Source organism: Exiguobacterium sibiricum 7-3 (assembly GCF_000620865.1).
GTDB classification, from domain to species: domain Bacteria; phylum Bacillota; class Bacilli; order Exiguobacteriales; family Exiguobacteriaceae; genus Exiguobacterium_A; species Exiguobacterium_A sibiricum_A.
In genome coordinates this window covers 1,989,694-2,009,715 of the sequence record NZ_KK211190.1, presented here as the reverse complement: position 1 = coordinate 2,009,715, position 20,022 = coordinate 1,989,694, and the positions used below count along the sequence as shown (strand labels likewise).

At 47.8% G+C, this 20,022-nt stretch carries 22 protein-coding genes; 21 read left to right on the top strand and 1 reads right to left on the bottom strand.

Translation table 11 applies throughout. From position 1 onward, the window contains the following. Positions 1-9 precede the first annotated feature (9 nt). The 6 genes from P402_RS0111460 (at position 10) to P402_RS0111435 (ending at position 4,975) form a co-directional block, all read left to right on the top strand. The gene (locus tag P402_RS0111460; RefSeq protein WP_026828818.1) at positions 10-822 is read left to right on the top strand and encodes a purine-nucleoside phosphorylase; all 813 of its coding nucleotides are present in this window, start codon (positions 10-12) and stop codon (positions 820-822) included. A 50-nt stretch (positions 823-872) separates the two neighbouring features. Beyond that, entirely contained in the window at positions 873-2,174 is a 1,302-nt protein-coding gene (locus P402_RS0111455) for a pyrimidine-nucleoside phosphorylase (RefSeq protein ID WP_026828817.1), read from the top strand. An 86-nt stretch (positions 2,175-2,260) separates the two neighbouring features. Further along, complete coding sequence (locus P402_RS0111450; protein WP_026828816.1) at positions 2,261-3,265, top strand: S66 family peptidase; 1,005 nt, start codon at positions 2,261-2,263, stop codon at positions 3,263-3,265. 103 nt (positions 3,266-3,368) lie between these two features. Beyond that, complete coding sequence (locus P402_RS0111445; protein ID WP_012369909.1) at positions 3,369-3,806, top strand: peptidylprolyl isomerase; 438 nt, start codon at positions 3,369-3,371, stop codon at positions 3,804-3,806. Positions 3,807-3,903: 97 nt separating this feature from the next. After that, positions 3,904-4,431: a type 1 glutamine amidotransferase domain-containing protein gene (locus P402_RS0111440; protein WP_026828815.1), complete on the top strand. Its 528-nt coding sequence runs from the start codon at positions 3,904-3,906 to the stop codon at positions 4,429-4,431. A 196-nt stretch (positions 4,432-4,627) separates the two neighbouring features. After that, positions 4,628-4,975, top strand: a complete 348-nt coding sequence (locus P402_RS0111435) for a GNAT family N-acetyltransferase (protein WP_026828814.1) — start codon at positions 4,628-4,630, stop codon at positions 4,973-4,975. Positions 4,976-5,006: 31 nt separating this feature from the next. Here P402_RS0111435 and P402_RS0111430 read toward each other — a convergent pair whose 3' ends face one another. Next, a complete protein-coding gene (locus tag P402_RS0111430; protein WP_026828813.1) occupies positions 5,007-5,471 on the bottom strand; it encodes a DUF309 domain-containing protein in 465 nt (154 codons plus the stop codon). Positions 5,472-5,565: 94 nt separating this feature from the next. Between P402_RS0111430 and P402_RS0111425 the strand changes: the two genes are divergently transcribed. From P402_RS0111425 to pgsA, 15 genes are all read left to right on the top strand, one after another. Then, the gene (locus P402_RS0111425) at positions 5,566-6,321 is read left to right on the top strand and encodes a segregation/condensation protein A (protein ID WP_026828812.1); all 756 of its coding nucleotides are present in this window, start codon (positions 5,566-5,568) and stop codon (positions 6,319-6,321) included. Next, positions 6,311-6,883, top strand: a complete 573-nt coding sequence (scpB, locus tag P402_RS0111420; protein ID WP_026828811.1) for an SMC-Scp complex subunit ScpB — start codon at positions 6,311-6,313, stop codon at positions 6,881-6,883. Before P402_RS0111425 ends, scpB begins: the two co-directional genes overlap by 11 nt. Then, on the top strand, positions 6,883-7,644 hold the full coding sequence (locus P402_RS0111415; RefSeq protein WP_014969990.1) for a pseudouridine synthase: 762 nt from the start codon (positions 6,883-6,885) through the stop codon (positions 7,642-7,644). Before scpB ends, P402_RS0111415 begins: the two co-directional genes overlap by 1 nt. 126 nt (positions 7,645-7,770) lie before the next feature. After that, entirely contained in the window at positions 7,771-8,361 is a 591-nt protein-coding gene (locus P402_RS0111410) for a redoxin domain-containing protein (RefSeq protein ID WP_026828810.1), read from the top strand. A 21-nt stretch (positions 8,362-8,382) separates the two neighbouring features. Beyond that, positions 8,383-9,924, top strand: coding sequence for a cytochrome c biogenesis protein ResB (gene resB / locus P402_RS0111405; RefSeq protein ID WP_235188872.1), 1,542 nt, complete (start codon positions 8,383-8,385; stop codon positions 9,922-9,924). Further along, positions 9,921-11,087: a c-type cytochrome biogenesis protein CcsB gene (ccsB, locus tag P402_RS0111400; protein ID WP_026828808.1), complete on the top strand. Its 1,167-nt coding sequence runs from the start codon at positions 9,921-9,923 to the stop codon at positions 11,085-11,087. The genes resB and ccsB overlap by 4 nt, the downstream gene beginning before the upstream one ends. Positions 11,088-11,274: 187 nt before the next feature. Then, positions 11,275-11,991, top strand: a complete 717-nt coding sequence (locus tag P402_RS0111395; protein WP_026828807.1) for a response regulator transcription factor — start codon at positions 11,275-11,277, stop codon at positions 11,989-11,991. Between the two features lie 2 nt (positions 11,992-11,993). Continuing rightward, on the top strand, positions 11,994-13,721 hold the full coding sequence (locus P402_RS0111390; RefSeq protein WP_026828806.1) for an ATP-binding protein: 1,728 nt from the start codon (positions 11,994-11,996) through the stop codon (positions 13,719-13,721). 31 nt (positions 13,722-13,752) lie between these two features. Beyond that, positions 13,753-14,304 (top strand): cob(I)yrinic acid a,c-diamide adenosyltransferase, encoded by a 552-nt coding sequence (locus P402_RS0111385; protein WP_026828805.1) that lies wholly within the window; start codon positions 13,753-13,755, stop codon positions 14,302-14,304. Then, positions 14,301-15,554: an EF-P 5-aminopentanol modification-associated protein YfmF gene (yfmF, locus tag P402_RS0111380; RefSeq protein ID WP_026828804.1), complete on the top strand. Its 1,254-nt coding sequence runs from the start codon at positions 14,301-14,303 to the stop codon at positions 15,552-15,554. Before P402_RS0111385 ends, yfmF begins: the two co-directional genes overlap by 4 nt. Further along, positions 15,551-16,822: an EF-P 5-aminopentanol modification-associated protein YfmH gene (gene yfmH, locus P402_RS0111375; protein WP_440287198.1), complete on the top strand. Its 1,272-nt coding sequence runs from the start codon at positions 15,551-15,553 to the stop codon at positions 16,820-16,822. Before yfmF ends, yfmH begins: the two co-directional genes overlap by 4 nt. Positions 16,823-16,825: 3 nt before the next feature. Beyond that, entirely contained in the window at positions 16,826-17,530 is a 705-nt protein-coding gene (gene ymfI, locus P402_RS0111370; protein ID WP_026828802.1) for an elongation factor P 5-aminopentanone reductase, read from the top strand. Positions 17,531-17,624: 94 nt separating this feature from the next. Beyond that, entirely contained in the window at positions 17,625-18,407 is a 783-nt protein-coding gene (locus P402_RS0111365) for a DUF3388 domain-containing protein (RefSeq protein ID WP_012369925.1), read from the top strand. A 27-nt stretch (positions 18,408-18,434) separates the two neighbouring features. After that, positions 18,435-19,325, top strand: coding sequence for a helix-turn-helix domain-containing protein (locus tag P402_RS0111360; RefSeq protein ID WP_026828801.1), 891 nt, complete (start codon positions 18,435-18,437; stop codon positions 19,323-19,325). Positions 19,326-19,389: 64 nt separating this feature from the next. Further along, a complete protein-coding gene (pgsA, locus tag P402_RS0111355) occupies positions 19,390-19,968 on the top strand; it encodes a CDP-diacylglycerol--glycerol-3-phosphate 3-phosphatidyltransferase (protein WP_026828800.1) in 579 nt (192 codons plus the stop codon). The last annotated feature ends 54 nt before the right edge of the window (positions 19,969-20,022 follow it).

The window sequence follows — 20,022 nt, the reverse complement described above, 5'->3', positions numbered from 1 at the left end:
GCGATTCAGATGACAGTCAATTGGAATGAAACACGTGCGTATTTAGAGAGTAAAATGCAGGCAAAACCAGAAATCGGTTTGATTCTTGGTTCAGGACTTGGTGTCCTCGCAGACGATATCGAAAATCCGATTGCGATTCCATACAGTGATATTCCGAACTTCCCGGTCTCGACAGTAGAAGGTCATGCCGGACAACTCGTCTTCGGTACCCTTGAAGGCAAACAAGTCGTTGCGATGCAAGGACGTTTCCACTTTTATGAAGGCTACTCGATGGAAATGGTTACATTCCCGGTCCGTGTCATGAAAGCAATCGGTGTCGAAACACTGATCGTCACGAATGCAGCCGGCGCTTGTAACGAAGCATTTGAACCGGGTGACTTGATGTTGATCACGGATCACATCAACTTCTTCGGAACAAACCCGTTGATTGGTAAAAACGTTGATGAGATGGGACCACGTTTTCCGGACATGTCAAAACCGTATGATGCGGAATTGTTGCGTCTTGCGCAAGAGACTGCCGATGAGCTCGGTATTACAGTCCGTCAAGGTGTCTACTTCGGGAACACGGGTCCAACATACGAAACACCGGCAGAAGTGCAACTCGCCCGGTTGCTCGGCGGAGATGTCGTCGGAATGTCGACGGTGCCGGAAGTCATCGTGGCCCGCCACTCGAACATGCGCGTACTTGGAATTTCGTGTGTTTCGAACATGGCAGCCGGAATTCTCGATCAACCGCTTCATCACGAAGAAGTCATGGAGACGACAGAACGTGTCCGTGCCCACTTCCTGTCACTTGTCCGCGGTTCAATCAAAAAAATGTAAGAATCTAAGCTCGATAAAAATACGAACGACCCCTTGAGGAGGAACTTATTATGCGTATGGTAGATTTGATTGCAACAAAACGAGACGGCGGCGAATTACAAACTGCTGATATTAAAGCGATGGTAGAAGGCTTCACGAACGGTGACATTCCGGATTATCAGATGTCAGCGATGTCGATGGCAATTTTCTATCAAGGTATGTCAGATCGCGAAATCGCGGATTTGACGATGGCGATGGTCGAGTCTGGTGATGTCATCGACTTGTCACGTATCCACGGTAAAAAGGTCGACAAACACTCAACAGGCGGTGTCGGTGATAAAATCAGTCTGATCGTGGCACCACTCGTCGCATCAATCGGGATTCCTGTCGCGAAGATGAGCGGACGTGGTCTTGGCCATACAGGCGGAACAATCGACAAACTCGAAGCTTTCCCAGGATTTGATGTGGAGTTATCGGAAGAAGCGTTCGTGACACAAGTCAACGACATCAAGATGGCTATCATCGGTCAAACAGGGAACCTGACACCTGCTGACAAAAAACTCTACGCATTGCGTGATGTGACAGCGACGGTCAACTCGATTCCGTTGATCGCAAGCTCGATCATGTCGAAAAAAATCGCAGCCGGTGCTGACAGTATCGTCCTCGACGTTAAAACAGGTTCAGGCGCGTTCATGAAATCATTTGAAGACGCGAAAGCACTTGCGACAGAAATGGTATCAATCGGTAAAAGTGTTAACCGGAAGACGATTGCCGTCATCACGGACATGGATCAGCCGCTCGGAAACGAAATCGGAAATGCGAATGAAGTCAAAGAAGCAATTGAAGTCCTGCAAGGGAAAGATGTACGCGATTTGAAAGTCATCGCCTTGACGATTGCATCACACATGGCAGTCCTCGGTGAGTTCTATCCGACGTTCGACGAAGCGTATGCGGATCTCGAGTCGCGTCTCGCAAACGGAGCAGCACTTGACGTCTTCAAGAAATTCATCGCAGCACAAGGCGGCGATGCGTCACTCGTCGACGATATGTCAAAAGCACTCGAAACGAAATTCGAAAAAGATTTCGTCGCGTCGAAAGCCGGATACGTCTCAGAAATCATTGCCGATGAAGTTGGTGTTGCAGCGATGATTCTCGGAGCAGGCCGTGCAACGAAAACGGATGTCATCGATCATGCAGCAAGCGTCACATTGTTCAAAAAAGTCGGCGACAAAGTCGAAGTCGGTGATGTCATCGCGACACTCCGTTCGAACAAAGAAACGCTTGATCAAGCCATCGAAAAAATGGATCACGCGTATCACATCAGTGACACGAAGCCGGAAGCACGTCCGCTCGTTCACGCGGTCATTCAATAAGGTTTTTTCTTACAACCGTCTGGGTTTCTTTCCCAGTCGGTTGTTTTTTGTTATAGTGAAATGAAGAACGTGAGGGGGGAACACAAATGAAACCAGCTCAATTAAACGTCGGCGATACGATTGCGATTCTTTCGCCGGCTTCTGCGGTCGCAGCTTATGTACCGCGTCGTCTGCAACGGGGGATTGAAACACTGGAACGGATGGGTTTTAAGGTCCTCGTCATGCCGAATGCGACAGCGGTTCACAGTCATACGGCAGGAACAATCGGGGAACGGCTTCAAGATTTACATATGGCGTTTCAAAACCCGGATGTCAAAGCGATCATTGCGACGATCGGCGGCTTTAACTCGCATCAGTTGCTCGATGAACTCGATTACGACTTGATCCGGAATAATCCGAAAATCTTCATGGGATACAGCGACATTACGGCACTGCTGTCCGGCATCCAGACGAAGACCGGATTAACGACATTCGTCGGGCCTGCTATTTTACCGCAATTTGGTCAACTGCATGGTCTCGATGACTATACAAAAAAATGGTTTGAAAAAATGTTGATGCAGACGGAACCGATCGGTCAAATCGAAGCATCGGATGAATGGACGGATGAAGGCCTGCGCTGGGACATCAATGATGACCGGAGACGGACGCACGTCGTCAATGAGGGGTACGTCGTCGCCCGTACAGGCGAGGGGACGGGACCAATCGTTGCCGGTAACCTTGGGACATTGCTGTTGCTTGCCGGGACACCATACATGCCGTCGCTTGACGGTGCGGTCCTGATGCTTGAAGACGACGAAAGTGAAACGCCGGAGACGATTGACCGGTACTTTACGCAACTCCGTCATCTCGGAGCGTATGATAAGATTTCCGGGATCGTCGTCGGACGTTTTCACAGTAAAGTCGAGTTTGATCCGGACTTCCCGCTGAAGGACATTCTGTTGCGGGCGACCCGCGGTTATGACTTCCCGATCGTTCTCGGAGCAGACTTCGGACATACCGACCCGGTCTTCCCGTTACCAAACGGCATTCGGATATCGGTCATTGCCGGTGAAACCGTTCAGCTCGAAATTCTCGAATCGGCAGTGGAATGAGTAAAAAACCTGCGTTTTTTGTGAAGATTTGATACACTAGGTAACGGAGCCACGAATGCCGTGGCGAACACCACAGCTGAAAAGCACGAAAGGTTGGTATACGATGCAAAAAACTGGATATATCTTATTAGAAGACGGAAATAAAATTGAGTTTGAATTGTTTAACGACGATGCACCGATCACAACAGAAAACTTCGAGAACCTTGCGAACTCGAACTTCTACGATGGATTGAACTTCCACCGTGTCATCCCTGGTTTCGTCTCACAAGGCGGTTGCCCGATCGGAAACGGTACAGGCGGATCAGGTAAGACGATTCCGTGCGAAACGTCAACATCATACCCGCACAAACATAAAGCCGGTTCGCTTTCAATGGCGCATGCAGGCCGTAACACAGGTTCAAGCCAATTCTTCGTCGTTCACGAGCCGCAACCACACCTCGACGGCGTTCACACAGTCTTCGGACAAGTGACATCAGGTCTTGAACATGCGACAAAAATGAAACAAGGCGCTGGCATTAAAGAAATTCGCGTCGAAGCGTAAGTGATTTCTTCCCTTCTTTGATCAAAGAAGGGAAGTTTTTTTTTCGCTCAATACGGGAAGTGACAACAAGAACTGAAAAATGAAGGAGCGATTTATGATGCGGTTAGCAGGAAAAAAGATTATTCAACTTGTCAGTAACGACTTTGAGGATTTAGAGCTGTGGTACCCGGTTCACCGGTTACGCGAAGAAGGAGCGACTGTTGACATCGTCGGTGAAAAGGCTGATGAAAAATATATCGGAAAATACGGTGTTCCGATTGTGTCAGACAAAACGTTTGACGAGATTAATCCGGCAGATTATGATGCGATTTTAGTACCGGGCGGCTGGTCACCGGATTTATTACGGCGATTCGATTCCGTCCTCGCGATGGTCCGTCACTTTGATCAGGTGAAACAACCGATCGGTCAGATTTGTCACGCCGGATGGGTCCTGATTTCAGCCGGTGTGTTAAAAGGAATCAACGTCACGAGTACACCTGGAATCAAGGATGACATGACGAACGCCGGAGCAATTTGGCACGATGAAGCGGTTGTAGTCGACGGACACATCATCTCGAGCCGTCGCCCGCCCGATTTGCCGGATTATATGCGCGAATTCATCAAGGTCCTTGAAGGAGCAAACTAATCTTCCTCATCTTATTGTACGAGTTCGCCTCTCTGTCAACGGACAGGGAGGCCTCGTTTTAAATAAGACGACCCGCCCATCTTTTTAGTCGATTTGACGAAAAGTGAAGCATTTCAGGTCGAGAAGGTGTAGAATAAACAAGTCTCAGTTGATCATGTTCCTGAGAGTTGTTGAAACTAGGAAGGTGTAGAATCAGATGCTAGTAAAATATAAAAAGTTGAATGAACGGACCGCGATGGGGTTAATCGCTTTTTCGTGCGAAGTGAAGGATCCGAAGTATTTGCTTGAAACGGTTCAAACCTATGAACAAGATGAGAATCAGCAGTTGTATCTCTATAAACAGGATGAAGATTTTATCGGCATCATCGGATTTCAATTAGTGGATGGCCACGCTGAATTGAAACATATCGCCTTGTCGCCATCGTTCCGCGGGGAACGGATGTCGTATATGTTACTCGATGCAGCAGAAAAGATGTTGCGGACAGAAATCACGGGTGCAACGGACGAAACGAGTCGACTTGTTGAGAAATGGAAAAATCAATAAAAACCGGTCCATGTAGCTACGGACCGGTTTTTCATTTTTTTTGACGTGCTGCAAGTGCCATCTGTCGTGCCGTGATGACGTCCTGTCGATCCCGGAGGACATGTTTATGCCGCAAGAACGATAGGTCCTGCAACTGTTCGATTGGCAGACTGCTGATCCGTTGTTCCAAATCGTCAGCGAGTGGCAACGGAATATGCTGGTAGTCGGGCTGCATGAACAATGGTTGTAAGGCAAGCAGTCGGGAGACGTCAATTCCTTGACTGGAAAGTGACCCGGCATGGCGTTCAAGTTTTTGGAACGCTTTCGGGTAGGTCCGCATCGCCCCGGCTACATTGCCGCGGCGGTGATGATAGCGGGCGACGGCAAGCTGAATCAAGGCGACGAGGGATTCATCTTGTCGTTGCCCGGCCTGCCACAGTTCTTCGAGCACTTCGTGGCATTCAAAATAGTCGTGTTGGACATTGAATTCAAAGGCAAATTGTTCGATTGGATGCATGGATTGATCTCCTTTCCTTTTAATATAGCATAGTCGAAATCAGGTGATGTGTGGTATACTAAGGCGCAAAAAACGTTGATGGGCAGGGAGAATCATGGAATCATACAGTGTAAAGATGGATGCGTTTGAAGGCCCGTTGGATTTGTTGTTGCATTTGATTGGTAAACTAGAGATTGACCTGTATGACATTTCCGTATCGATCGTCACGGATCAGTATGTGTCCTATATTCGGGCCATGCAACATCTCGAACTGGATGTTGCGAGTGAATACCTTGTCATGGCAGCGACGCTCCTGCAATTAAAAAGTAAACAACTGTTACCTGTCGAACAGACGGATTTCGAAGAAGTTCCGGATTTTGAAGAGGATCCGACACGTGAAGGGTTGATTCAGCAACTGATTGAATATAAAGCATACAAAGAAGCTGCACTTGTCTTAAAGGAAAAGGAAGAAGCGCGGCTCGAACTGTTTTCAAAACAGCCGGAAGACTTGATGACGTATCTGGATGCGGACAATCAAGATTATAGTGGAAACCTGTCTTTTAGTGATTTGTTGCGTGCTTATGAAAAAATGCGCCAACGCGTCGCCTGGAAAGTACGTCGTTCGAAAACCGTCAAACGGGAAGAACGGACACTTGAACAGCAGATGGTTCATGTTTCGGAATATGTTTTTGCCAATGAAGGAACGACATTTTTTGGTTTCTTTACGGAACAACCGACCGTTGAAGAATTGGTCGTCAGCTTTTTGGCCGTACTCGAACTGGTCAAACAACGGGTCGTCGCCTGTGAGCAAATGAACGACGACATCTTGTTGCGTGCCTTAGTGAAGGAGGAGAATCAGATTGGCGTATGAGCGAATCATTGAAAGTTTGTTATTCGTCGTCGGAGACGATGGAATCGATCCGCGTGGTCTGAGTCAAGTCCTTGAAATCAGTGAGGCAGCGGCTCGGGAACAGTTACATGCCCTTCAGACAATATTTGAAGCGGACGAACGGGTGTTGCAAATCGTCGAATCCGGCGGTGTCTTCAAGATGGTCACCCGTAAAGAAATGTCACCGTATGTGCAGGCGTATGCCGGGTCTCTTGCAGAGGACAGCCTGTCACGCGCTGCGATGGAGACACTCGTCATCATCGCCTACAAACAGCCGGTTACCCGCGCGGACATTGAAGTCATCCGTGGTGTAAAGACGGAACGTGTCATCCACACGTTAAGTGCAAAAGGATTGATTGATGAAGCCGGACGCGCCAAAGGCGTCGGGCGTGCCAAATTGTATAAAACGACGGATCATTTTTTGGATCACTTCGGACTGAACAGTATCGAAGAATTGCCGCCGCTTGAGTTTGAAGAAACACTTGAAGCGGACGGGGATTTGTTTTTCCGGAATGAACCGTCACTAGAGGAGAGAATAAATTAATGGAACGTCTACAAAAAATTATTGCCCAAGCCGGTGTCGCATCACGACGCAAGGCAGAAGAATTGATCACAGAAGGTCGCGTCAAAGTCAACGGGAAAGTCATCACGGAACTCGGGACGAAAGTCGGCGGACGTGCGGAAGTCGAAGTCGACGGTGTCAAACTGGAACGTGAAGAACACGTCTACTACATGCTTTATAAACCAACAGGTGTCGTCTCGACGGTAGAAGATGATAAAGGCCGTAAAACGGTCGTCGATCTTGTTCCTCCGGGTCACCGCGTGTTCCCGGTTGGTCGTCTCGACTACAACACAAGCGGATTATTGCTGTTGACGAACGACGGCGAGTTTTCGAATCTCTTGCTCCATCCGAAATACAAAGTACCGAAACGTTACATCGTCAAAATCAAAGGCGTGCCGGACTACTATCATGTCAAAGGTCTCGAAAAAGGTGTCGTCTTGCCGGACGGATTCAAGACTGGTAAAGCACGTGTCGAGATGCGCGATGTCGATAAGAAAAAGAATACCGCGATTTTAGAAATGGTCATCTATGAAGGCCATAACCGTCAAGTCCGTCAAATGGTCGAAACACTCGGCGCAGAAGTCATCAAGTTGAAACGGGAACAGTTTGGTTTCCTGACGCTTGCTGGATTAACATCAGGCGACTGGCGTGAACTTTCGAAAAAAGAAGTCAATCAATTGCGTGAGCTGGCGGATCCGGTTGCTCCCCCTACGAAAAGACGTAAGAACACAAAAAAACGTTAATTTGTAAAGCGAGAAGCTCAGCCTGCGGGTTGAGTTTTCTTTGTTTGTGACAAAACGATTAACGTATTTCACATTCTGTCAACAATTAAGCGATTTCAAGTACAATATGGGTGGAGGCGGTGCAACATGAAAAAAACGAATCAGAACCCGGATGAGCGGCTAGCAGCCGCGAAGCAAAAGAAGAAAAAACGTTCATTTTGGCGGTTAATGATCATGACGATGGTATTATTCGCCGGTGCGGTCGTTATCATGCAGTTTGTTGATCAGGCGACACGTGATAAGGACGGTCGTGTCCTTGCCGGAGATGACGCGCCAGGATTTGCACTTGTCGATTTGTATGGAGAAAAACAACATACGATGGACGAGTACAAAGGCAAAGGACTCTTACTCAATTTTTGGGGTACATTCTGTGAGCCATGTAAAAAAGAAATGCCGTTGATCAACGATAATTACGACATGATGCAAAAAGAAGGTGTTAATTTTGCAGCAGTCAACGTCGGTGAGACACCGGTCCGAGTATCAAGCTTCATCAAGGAAATCGGAGGAACCGACTATCCGGTCTTGATGGATACGAACAGTGCCGTCGAGAAAGCATACGGCATCTATAACCTGCCGGTGACCTTCATCATCAACAAAGAAGGTAAGGTTGTTGAAAAGTATGAAGGTGAAATTGACCAAGCGAAGTTAGAAGAAATGATCAAAAAAGCAAACGAGTAACGCATCGAGGGGGAATTTATGATGCAGCAGGAATATAAGCAACTGGATATGCGTTATGAGGAAGCCGAGCTTCGTTCAAAACGAAAAAATCAATCGTGGATCGACCGGACCTGGACGTTCTTTTCATCCGTTAAAGTCGGCTTATGGTTGATCGGGTTAATCATCATCGCGAGCGGAGTCGGAACCATCTTCCCGCAGGAAATGTACATTCCGCAAGCGGTTCCGCCGGAAGAATTTTACGGTAAAGAATATGGCACGGCCGGTGAAATTTATTATGCCCTCGGCTTCCATAACTTGTTTGAATCCTGGTGGTACATTGGACTGATTACGTTACTACTGTTATCGATCATTATCGTATCGATCGACCGTTTCTTCCCGCTGTATCGTGCGTTGAAGAAACAACCGGTCATCCAGTCCGACCGTTTCATGGGCGGTCAGCGATTTGGCGCTGAAGCGGCTGGGACGGTTAAACAGATTGATGCCATCGAACCGTTGCTGAAGAAAAAAGGCTACAAGGTCCGCCGACAAGACGGTTCCTTGCTCGCTGAGAAACAACGTTTTGGCCGCTGGGGTCCGTATATCAACCATATCGGGCTTGTCCTGTTCTTTGGTGGAGCGATGTTGCGAATCGTTCCCGGCATGCACGAAGACGAGTTGCTTTGGATTCGTGAAGGCGAAACGTTGCCGGTCGAAGCGACGGATAATCAGTATTATCTCGAGAACAACTCGTTTAACATCGAGTTTTATGACCCGGCAAAAGAGCCTGAGAAATTCAGAGAAGCTTTGAAACGGGCCGGCGGAAGTGTTCCGAAAAACTATGATACGCAGATGACGTTGTATAAAAAAACCGGAATGATGGATGATTTCAAACCGAAACTTGAAAAAGTTAAAACCGGTGAAACCGCCGTAAACCAACCGTTTGAATTCGGAAATTATCAAGTCTTCCAGGAACAATATGCAGCGGATCCGGAATTCAAGACGATGTCATTCAACATCGAGAATCAGAAGACGGGTAAAGTCATCGATACGATTAAAGTCGACTTGCGCAATCCGCAAGAAACCTACAAATTAAAGAACGGTTATGATGTTGAACTGAAAGATTTCTTGCCGGACTTCGTCGTCAAAGACGGAAAACCAACGACGAATTCGTCACGGCCGGTTAATCCGGCGTTTGTCTTTACAATCAAATCACCGGAACATCCAAAAGGTGAACGGAGTCTGATCGGGATTAAGCTCAATGTCGGCGGCGATGAAAACCAATATAAGATGGGCTTCGCCGGTACGGAACTGTCGAACATCTCTGGTGTCCGGATTAAAAAAGATTTGACGCTTCCGTTCTTATTTGCAGGCGGTATGATTTTCATGGTCGGGCTGTTGCTCGGCATGTACTGGCCACACCGCAGACTCTGGTTAAAAGAAACAAACGGGCAGATTAACATTGCCGGATTTACGAATAAAAACGCACTTGGACTTCAAAAAGAAGTCAATCTCGCCTTGACTGAAGTGGGACTTCCGCAACTGGAAGACCGGCAGAAGTTGCGGGAAGAGGGGGAATCGAAATGAATCTGCTTAGTTTAAGCGGTAATTTACTGCTTACGTCTTTTATCTTATATCTGATCAGTACCGGATTCTTTGCAGTTGCGACCAGTGGGAAAAAGGGACCGACCCGTTCCGGTAAGATTGCTTTCTCACTCGCAATCCTTGGATTTGCAACGCAGCTTGGTTACTTCTTTACACGTTGGGCAGGAGCCGGACACGTACCGGTCTCGAACTTATATGAGTACACGACATTCTTCGGGATGATGATGGTGCTTGGCTTCCTGATCGTCTATGGTATTTACCGTAATAACGTCCTGGGATTAATTGCGATGCCGGTCGCGTTGCTTGTCATCGCTTACGCGTCGATGTTCCCAGATGAAGTTCAACCGTTGATTCCGGCACTTCAAAGTGTCTGGTTGAAAATTCACGTCACGACGGCAGCACTCGGAGAAGGAATTCTTGCGGTCAGCTTCGCGACCGGATTGCTGTACTTGATCCATGCGACAGATTTCAACAAAGAATCGAAAACACGGACATGGCTTGAAGTCGTCATGTTCTCACTCGTGTGTGTCGTCGGTTATATCATTGTCGGATTATTGTTTAACGCACTCGGAACGAATTCGACGATCGAATATGTCGCGAAAAACGGTGCGACGATGCAACATGACTATACGATGCCGGTCTTAACAGGTCCTGAAAACGGAAAAATCATTTCCGGTTCTGGCGCTGTCATCGAATTGCCGAATTTCCTCAATGCCAATAAAGTCAATACAGTCTTGTGGTCACTGATTGGCGGTTTCGTCTTATACATCCTGCTTCGTTTCGTCATTTTACGGAAACGTTTGGCAGAGAGCCTCAAACCAATCGCCCGTAAGATTGATCTTGAGACAGCAGATGAAATCAGCTACCGTGCGATCGCAATCGGTTTGCCGGTCTTCATTCTCGGTGGATTGATTTTTGCAATGATTTGGGCACAGATGGCTTGGAGCCGTTATTGGGGTTGGGATCCGAAAGAAGTATGGGCCTTGATTACCATGCTGTTCTATGTCTTCTACCTGCACATGCGGATTCAGCGCGGCTGGATCGGTAAAAAATCAGCGTGGTTATGTGTCGGTGGATTTGCCGTCATCATGTTCAACCTCGTCTTCGTTAACTTGGTCGTTGCCGGTCTTCACTCATACGCATAAGTAACGAAATCAACTAGTAGAATCATCATTCAAGGATGGACGACGGAAGAGAACTTCCGTCGTCCATCCTTTTTTGGGCGAGACGATTGATTTCCGCGGTCAGAGACGCTATTTCTTTTGTTTCATAGTATACTAGGAGAGTAGTAGGATAGAGTGAGACAGATTAGTTCATGGGAGGAATCAACTGATGTCAGAAGAAGCGCGTATTTTAGTCGTTGATGACGAGGAACGGATTCGACGTTTATTAAAAATGTATCTCGAACGTGAGAACTTTACGATTGAAGAAGCCGACAATGGAGAAACGGCTCTCGAGATGGCACTTGAAACGGAATATGATGTGATTCTACTTGATTTGATGATGCCGAAGCTTGATGGCATGCAGGTCTGTGAAGAACTGCGTAAAACGAAAGCAACACCGATCGTCATGCTGACGGCAAAAGGCGAAGAGACGAACCGGGTTCACGGTTTTGAGATGGGCGCGGATGATTATATCGTCAAACCGTTCAGTCCCCGTGAAGTCGTACTCCGCGTCAAAGCGATTTTACGCCGGGCCAGTGCAACAAAATTCCTGCATACGGATGCGAAAACAAAAGACGTCATCGTCTTCCCGCATTTGACGATTGATAATGATGCCCACCGGGTGACAGTCGAATCGCAGGAAGTCAACTTGACACCAAAAGAATATGAATTGCTGTATTTCCTGGCGAAACAGACGGATAAAGTCTTTTCGCGGGAACAATTACTGAAAGAAGTCTGGAACTATGAGTTTTTCGGAGACTTACGGACCGTCGATACACATGTCAAACGACTGCGTGAAAAACTGAACCGTCTGTCACCAAGTGCAGCCCAAATGATCACGACGGTTTGGGGTGTCGGGTACAAGTTCGAGAATAATCCCGCCTGACGATGAAATGGTTACAGAGCGTCGTCATTAAATTGTGGGGGACGATTTTATTACTCGTTTCCGTCGTCTTGATTGCCTTGACGATTTTATTACTCGAATTTTTTAATTCATTCCATATCGAACAGGAGCGGGGCCATCTGGCAAAACTCGGTCAGCAGGTCGAAACGGTCTTTCAGGCCCACAGCGGACTGGAAGAAGGATCGGCGACCGCTATCGAGATTACCGATATTTACGGGGCGACCTTGATTGCGACGACGAAGGACAATACGGTCGAAACGAATATCTCGGAAACAAAAGCAAAGCGGATCATCAAAGAACTCGAACGTCAGAACTGGAAAGCCGTTGACGGTGAAGAAGGGGAGACGGCCATCGGGAACTATGAGACGTTTAATGGAAAAGCGGCACTTGCTTACCGTGCTCCGTTCATCACGGAAAGCGGCAGCGGGACGATGTATCTGATCGAACAGTTGACGAACATCGAACAGGCGAATGAAGGGGCACGACAAATCATTCAGCTCTGTGTGTTGCTGGCAATCATCGGAACGACCGTCTTTGCCTTCTTCCTGTCGACCCGGATTACGGCACCGCTCCGCACGATTCGTCAAGCAGTCGTCGAGGCCGGTGAAGGAAAGTTTGATCAGAGTCTGACCCAGCGTTCGCGTGACGAAATTGGTGATTTGGCGCTTGCGTTTAATGAAATGAGCAGTCAACTCAATCAGTATGTCACGGATCTTGATAAGGAACGTCATTTGTTATCGTCCATCCTAAGGTGTATGGCGGACGGAGTCTTGACCTTCTCGGAATCAGGTGAGTTACTGGCAACTAATCCGCCGGCCGAGGCATTTTTGGCGGGGGGACCGGTTCCGGATGAGTTGATCGAATTGTTCCAGACGGTTATGCGCAAAGAAAAAGAAATGACGGTGTCCTTTGAACGGGATGGCCGCTTTTATATCATCATCGTCAGCCCGTTGCTTGAGCAGGAAGAGCAAATCGGAGCAGTTGCCGTCCTGCGTGATATGACGGAAGCCCAGCAACTCGAGAAAATGCGTGCCGACTTCGTCGCAAACGTCAGTCATGAATTGCGGACGCCGCTCGTCATGTTGCAAGGTTATTCAGAAGCGATTGTCGACGGTATGACGGAAAGTGATGAGGCGACAAAAGAGTTTGCGTCCATCATTTACGATGAGTCACAACGGTTGTCCCGCCTCGTCAATGATTTGCTTGATTTGGCACGGATGGAAGCCGGGTATCAGGAAAAACGGATTGAATCGATCGATGCGGTTCCGTTCGCCAACCGGATGATCAAGAAGTTCAAACAGATGGGGCTTGAAAAGCGGGTCTCATTTGAAGTGACCGGTCCTGACGCTCAGTTTGAAGCCGATCCGGATCAAATGGATCAAGTGATGACGAACCTGCTTGGAAATGCGTTGCGGTATACGGAAGATGGCCAAATTAAGATTGAAATCACGGAAGATAGGGAAACTATATCTTTATCTGTAATTGATTCAGGGGACGGTATTCCGGAAGAAGATGTTCCGTTCGTCTTTGACCGTTTTTACAAGGCGGACAAAGCCCGGACACGTGGCAAGACAGGAACTGGAATCGGTCTTGCGATTGTTGCAAACGTTGTCCGGTCGCACGATGGGGAAGTCCAGGTCGAAAGTGAGCTGGGTAAAGGATCCATTTTCCGAATTCAATTACCAAAAAAACAAAGGAAGCGAACTTTATGATTCGCTTCCTTTCGCTATAGGAGTGAGTCGTTTGAAAATCTATACTAAATCAGGTGATGAGGGAGATACATCACTCGTCGGTGGACGTGTCAAAAAAAATGATGTCCGGATTACACTAATGGGCGAACTGGACGAACTGAACAGTTTTGTCGGACTGGCCCGGACAAAAGCGACATCAATCGAAGTCAAAGAACAATTGACAGTTATCCAGCACGTCTTGTTCGATTGCGGGAGTGACTTAATGTATGTCGAACCGAAAGCATCCCGTCTGAGCACGACTGCTACAGAAGATCTCGAAAGTTGGATTGACAGTCTAACGGAACTGTCGCCGCCGCTCGATAAGTTCATCTTACCTGGAGGCACGGAAGCAGCAGCTTGCCTGCATGTTGCGCGGACTGTCTGCCGGCGTGTCGAACGGGCGATGGTGGATGTCGAACAGGCCCACCATTTATTACCGTTCATCAACCGTCTAAGCGATTTCTTCTTTACAGCGGCCCGTTACGAAAACGCGGTCAATGAAAAAGCGGACATCGAATATTTACGCAGTGCCCATGTGTTTAAACGAAAGGATGGAGAAGCATGAGTCAGTCATTTCAAACGTGGAACAAAAAAGGAACGACATTTCATCTCGTTCCGACCGATAAATTCAAGACGACGACGGTCCTCGTGACGTTTTCAGCACCACTCGAAGAGAAGACGCTGACGAGCCGTGCCTTGTTGCCATATATCATGGAGAAGTCGACAGCCGCCTATCCGTCGATGAAAGCTTTACGGGAACCTCTTGAGACACTATACGATGCGGGTCTATATGCCGATGCCTCGAAATTCGGCGAAGAACATGTTATCTCATTCCAACTCGATGTTGTTCGCGGCGACCTTGTCCGACATGAGACGTTGCTTCAGGAGGCACTTGATCTACTCGAACAGATGATATTTTATCCAGACTTGACAGAGGGTGGATTCCGGGAACAGTTCGTCAAACAAGAAAAACGCTTGCATGCTCTCCGGATCAGCTCGTTATACGATGATAAGATGCGTTTTGCCCAACAGCGTTTGCTCGAGCTGATGGCACCGGGAGAAGCGGTTTCGTTATCTTCACTCGGTACACTTGAGGCACTGGAACAAATCACACCGGCTTCCTTACGCGATACATATCGTTCGATGGTCGAACAGGACCGGATTGATGTATTTGTCGTCGGTCATGTCACGCAAGATGAGATGGAAGATGCGTTATCGTTCTTACCTTCCCACGAGGAAAAGGCAAGTCATTATATTCCGGCTCAAAAACAAGTGATGGGTGTCAAACGTTCATCAGAGACGCAACCAATCAAACAAGGTAAATTGCATTTGGGATATCGTGTCAGTGTCGATCCGACGTCCGTTGATTCAATTCGGATGCAAATTGTTAACGGGCTATTCGGCGGATTCCCGCATTCGAAGCTGTTCATGAATGTCCGTGAAAAAGAAAGTCTCGCGTATTACGCAGCATCCCGTTATGCAGCTTTGAACAGTGCACTTTACGTCTATGCCGGCGTCGAGACAAAACAGGCGGAGCGAGCCGAGACGATTATCGGCGAACAACTGAAGGATCTCAAAGCGGGGCAGTTCACGGATGAGGAACTGACGCAGACGAAGGCGATGTTAATCAATGCCCGTCGGCAAATTCTGGATCAGCCGGGACAATTGATCGGCTGGTTGAATGGATCGAAGATGCGGGGACTGACGCTTGAAGATGAGATTCATCTCATCGAGACGGCAACACGTGAGGATGTCGTCCGTTTAGCAGCAACGATCGAGCTTGAGGCAGTTTATCTATTGCGAGGTGAAGAATAATGGAACAGTTGACGTATCACGATACAGACGAAACAGTATTTTTTGAGCAGCTCGATAACGGACTTGCTGTGTATTTACTTCAGAAAAAAGGTTACGAAAAGACGTATGCGACGTTTACGACGCGTTACGGATCGATTGATAACCGCTTTAAAAAAGATGGACAGTGGGTCAATGTCCCGGATGGCATCGCGCATTTTCTTGAGCACAAGATGTTTGAGTCGGAACAAGGGGATGTCTTCCAAGAGTTCGGGCGACTCGGTGCATCGGCGAATGCCTTCACATCGTTCTCGCGTACCGCGTATCTGTTCTCTGCGACATCGTTGATTGAACAAAATCTTGAAACGTTGATTGACTTCGTCCAGGATCCGTACTTCACGGAAGAGAGTGTCGAAAAAGAAAAAGGCATCATCACACAGGAAATCCAGATGTATCAAGATAATCCGGGATGGCGTTTATTTTTTGGTCTGATCGAATCGATGTATGCGAAACATCCGGTCCGGATCGACATCGCCGGTACGCCGGAATCAATTGATCAAATTACAGCGGACGATCTCTATACGTGTTACCGGACGTTCTATCATCCGTCCAATATGGTCCTGTTCGTCGTCGGTAATATTGATCCCGCCGAGACGCTTGCCTTGATCAAAGCGAATCAGGCGAAAAAAGATTACACGGATCGTCCGGCAATCGAACGTGATTACGGTATCGAGCCGAAAAATGTCTTCCGTAAACGATTTGAACTGGAACTGGACGTCAAGTCACCAAAAGTCTTGATCGGTTATAAAGACAGTTCACTCGGTGGACAGGAACAATTGCGTCGGGAACTGACAAGCGAACTGTTGTTACACCTGTTATTTGACCAAACGTCTTCGACGTATCTCGAGCTGTATGAAGACGGCCTGATCGATGATACGTTCAGCTTTGATTATTCGAGTGAAGAAGAATTTGCATTTGCGACATTCGGGATGGAGACGGAAGATCCGGACCGCTTCATCACAGCATATGAAAAATTATTATCTGTTCGTCCCGAGTTCGAAGAGACGGAAGTCGTCCGGAAACGTAATATGATGCAAGGAAAGTTCTTACGGTCGTTGAACTCACCCGAATTCATTGCTAATCAATTCTCACGTCATGCACTTGCCGGAACGAATCTATTCACGTTACCGACCTTGATTGCATCGATTACAAAAGAAGAAATCGAAGCCCGGTTCGATGAATTGTTCGCGCTTGAAAATCGTGCGATTTCAATCGTTAAACCGTACGCTTGACCGATGCGGATTTTAATTACGGGAGCAAGCGGAGCAATTGGGCGGGCAACAGTCTTACGATTGGCAGCGGAAGGGCATGAATTGGTCCTCCACACCCACCAAAAACAACATGAGCTCGAACAGATGGTCCAACAGTTGCCTGTGACGACGGAAATCGTCACAGGCGATCTGTCTGACCGGGAGAACTTGATGACATTTTGTGACGGGTTACCGTCTGTCGAAGGATTCGTTCACATTGCCGGGACGAGTTTCAGTGGTCTGCTCGTCGATCAGTCCCGTTCCTCGATCGAGTCGATGATGACGTTGCATGTCGAATCCTTGATCCGGATTGCCCAGACCTTGACTAGTCAAAAAGCTTTTTCAACATCGCTTTCGATTGTTGTCGTCAGCAGTGTATTAGGAGAATTTGGTGCGGCCGGTGAAGTCGTCTATTCGACCTGCAAGGCGGCACAACTTGGGTTCGTCAAGTCGTACAGTAAAGAGCTTGGTGCGATGAACGGACGGGTGAATGCCGTTACACCGGGCTGGATTGAGACACCGATGAATGCCGTCTTTTCAGCAGAAGACCGGGACTTGGCACTTGCCGAAATTCCGGCCGGTCGTTTTGGACGGGTCGAGGAAGTCGCATCCGCCATAACGTATTTAATGGGAGAAGATTCGGCTTACATGAACGGTGCCGTTCTTAAAATTGACGGCGGATGGATGTAGTCCGGTGAAATTTGCTTAGGGGAATGCTTTTCATTTTTCAAAAAATCATTTAACATGAGGGATGGATAATCGATTTGAAGAGGAGGCTGGGCGCGTGAGTGAATTCGAACAGTGGTATCTGGAGTACGAACTGAACGTCAATCGTCCTGGGATATTAGGGGACATCGCGTCACTCATGGGGATGCTACATATTTCGATTGTCACGATTAACGGTGTCGATCACCAGCGTCGGGGCATGTTGCTTCAAACCAAGCAACCGGATCAAATCCCGCGACTTGCAGCCATCTTAAAGACGATGACGACCATCGATGTGATTAAGCTTCGTAAACCGAAACTCCGGGACCGGATTGCGATTCGCCATGGTCGTTACATCGACCACAGTAGCGGCGAAATCAAGACGTTCCGTTTTGTCCGGGAAGATTTGGGGATTCTCGTCGATTTCATGGCGGAACTCTGCAAACAGGACGGACACCTGTTGATTGGTGTTCGTGGTATGCCGCGTGTCGGGAAAACCGAATCAATCGTGGCGGCGAGTGTCAGTGCCAATAAAAAATGGTTATTTCTTTCATCGACGTTAATCAAACAGACCGTCCGGACTTCATTGTTCGACGATGAACGGACAGGCGACTATGTTTATATCATCGATGCGCTTGTCTCACAGCGTCATTTCGACGAGCGGCATTGGCAGATTTTACGTGAAGTCATGCGGCTACCGGCTACAAAAATCGTCGAACACCCAGATGCTTTTGTTAAATCGAGCGAATACACGTGGGATGATTTTGATTACATCATTGAATTACGCAACTCGACAGAAGAAATCATTGTCACCGAACCACCTCGTGCCCATGGCGGGAACGATTGGTTCAATTTCGAATAAGTATTGAAAATGGAAGGTGTGTTACCGATGACTGAGCTCGGAACCTACTTAAAGGAACAACGGGAGACGTTAGGAATCTCTCTTGAACAAATTCAAAGTACGACAAAAATTCAAAAACGTTACATTGTTGCGATTGAAGAAGGCGACTATAAACAATTGCCGGGTGCCTTTTATGCACGTGCCTTTATCAAGACGTATGCAGAAGCACTTGGTCTTGATGTCGACGAAGTGTTTGCAACCTACAAACGTGACCTGCCGGAACCGGAAGCACAACCTGTCGTTGAGCTGTCTCGCCGGGCCACTTATTCCAAGTCAACGGCACCGAAGAAAAGTGTCGCCAAACGTTGGATTCCGAATATCATCATCATTGCTTTGATTTTTGCAATCGGTGTTGCCTTGTATTACGGATTCCAGGCGTTCCAGGACGGTGACGGAACGAAAACGGCGACGCCGAAACAAAGTGAGGTCACGATTGACGAAGGTGACGCACCAAGTGAGGAAGCCGATGCACCGGTAGCGGAAAAGCCGAAAGAAGAACCGGCGAAAAAAGAAGAACCTGTTAAAAAAGAAACGAAGAAACCGTTGGCAGTCAAAACGACAGCCGGTCAAGACATCACCTATGAAGTACCGGCAGATGGTACAATGAGTGTATCCATTCAGATTAAAAAAGATGCGTCACCGTCACCATTTGTTGGTGTACGGGATACTTCTTTAGAAGGACAAGCACTCGCGCCTGACCATATCAATGCGTCAGATCCAAATCCAATCGTCGTCAAAAATGCCAAAACGGACGTGATTCGGATTCGAATCGGTTCCATCAAAGGAATCGACCGGATTCTCGTCAATAATCAGGAGCTTAAGCTTAACCGCTCCCTCCTCGTTCAAAATATTTACTTGAAGAAAGTAGCCACGCCATAAGGCGTGTCTTCTTCATGTCAGCCGTTTTGCTGGCATACATAACCCGAAAAGGAGGGATACGAGAATGAACTTGCCCAATCAATTAACGGTCTTACGCGTGTTACTAATTCCCGTGTTCGTTGCCGTCTTAGCCATCAATCCAGACTGGGGACAGTGGGATGTCTTAGGAGCGGAACTACCGGTTTCCCACTTCGTCGCCGCGATGATCTTTTCCGTCGCCGCCATCACCGATTGGCTCGACGGGTATATTGCCCGGAAAAATAAACTGGTCACGAACTTCGGTAAATTCATGGATCCACTTGCCGACAAGATGCTTGTCGCTGCGGCACTCGTCTATTTAGTCGAACTTGAATTCGTCGCCGCTTGGGTCGTCGTCATCATCTTATGCCGTGAATTCGCTGTAACAGGACTCCGTCTCGTCGCTTCAGATGAAGGAATCGTCCTGGCAGCCGGAAATTCCGGAAAAGCGAAGACCTGGGTCCAGTTGACATCAATCATTGCCTTTTTACTGCATGATATCGGATTTGCCTTACTCAACATTCCTTTTGCGGAAATCACGATGTGGTTGGCGTTGATTTTAACAATTTATTCAGGAGTCGAGTATTTCTCGAAAAATATCAAATTAATTACGAAATCCATGTAAGTTGGATCAAACAAGACTGTTCGTCAACCCGAACAGTCTTTTCGTATAGTCAAG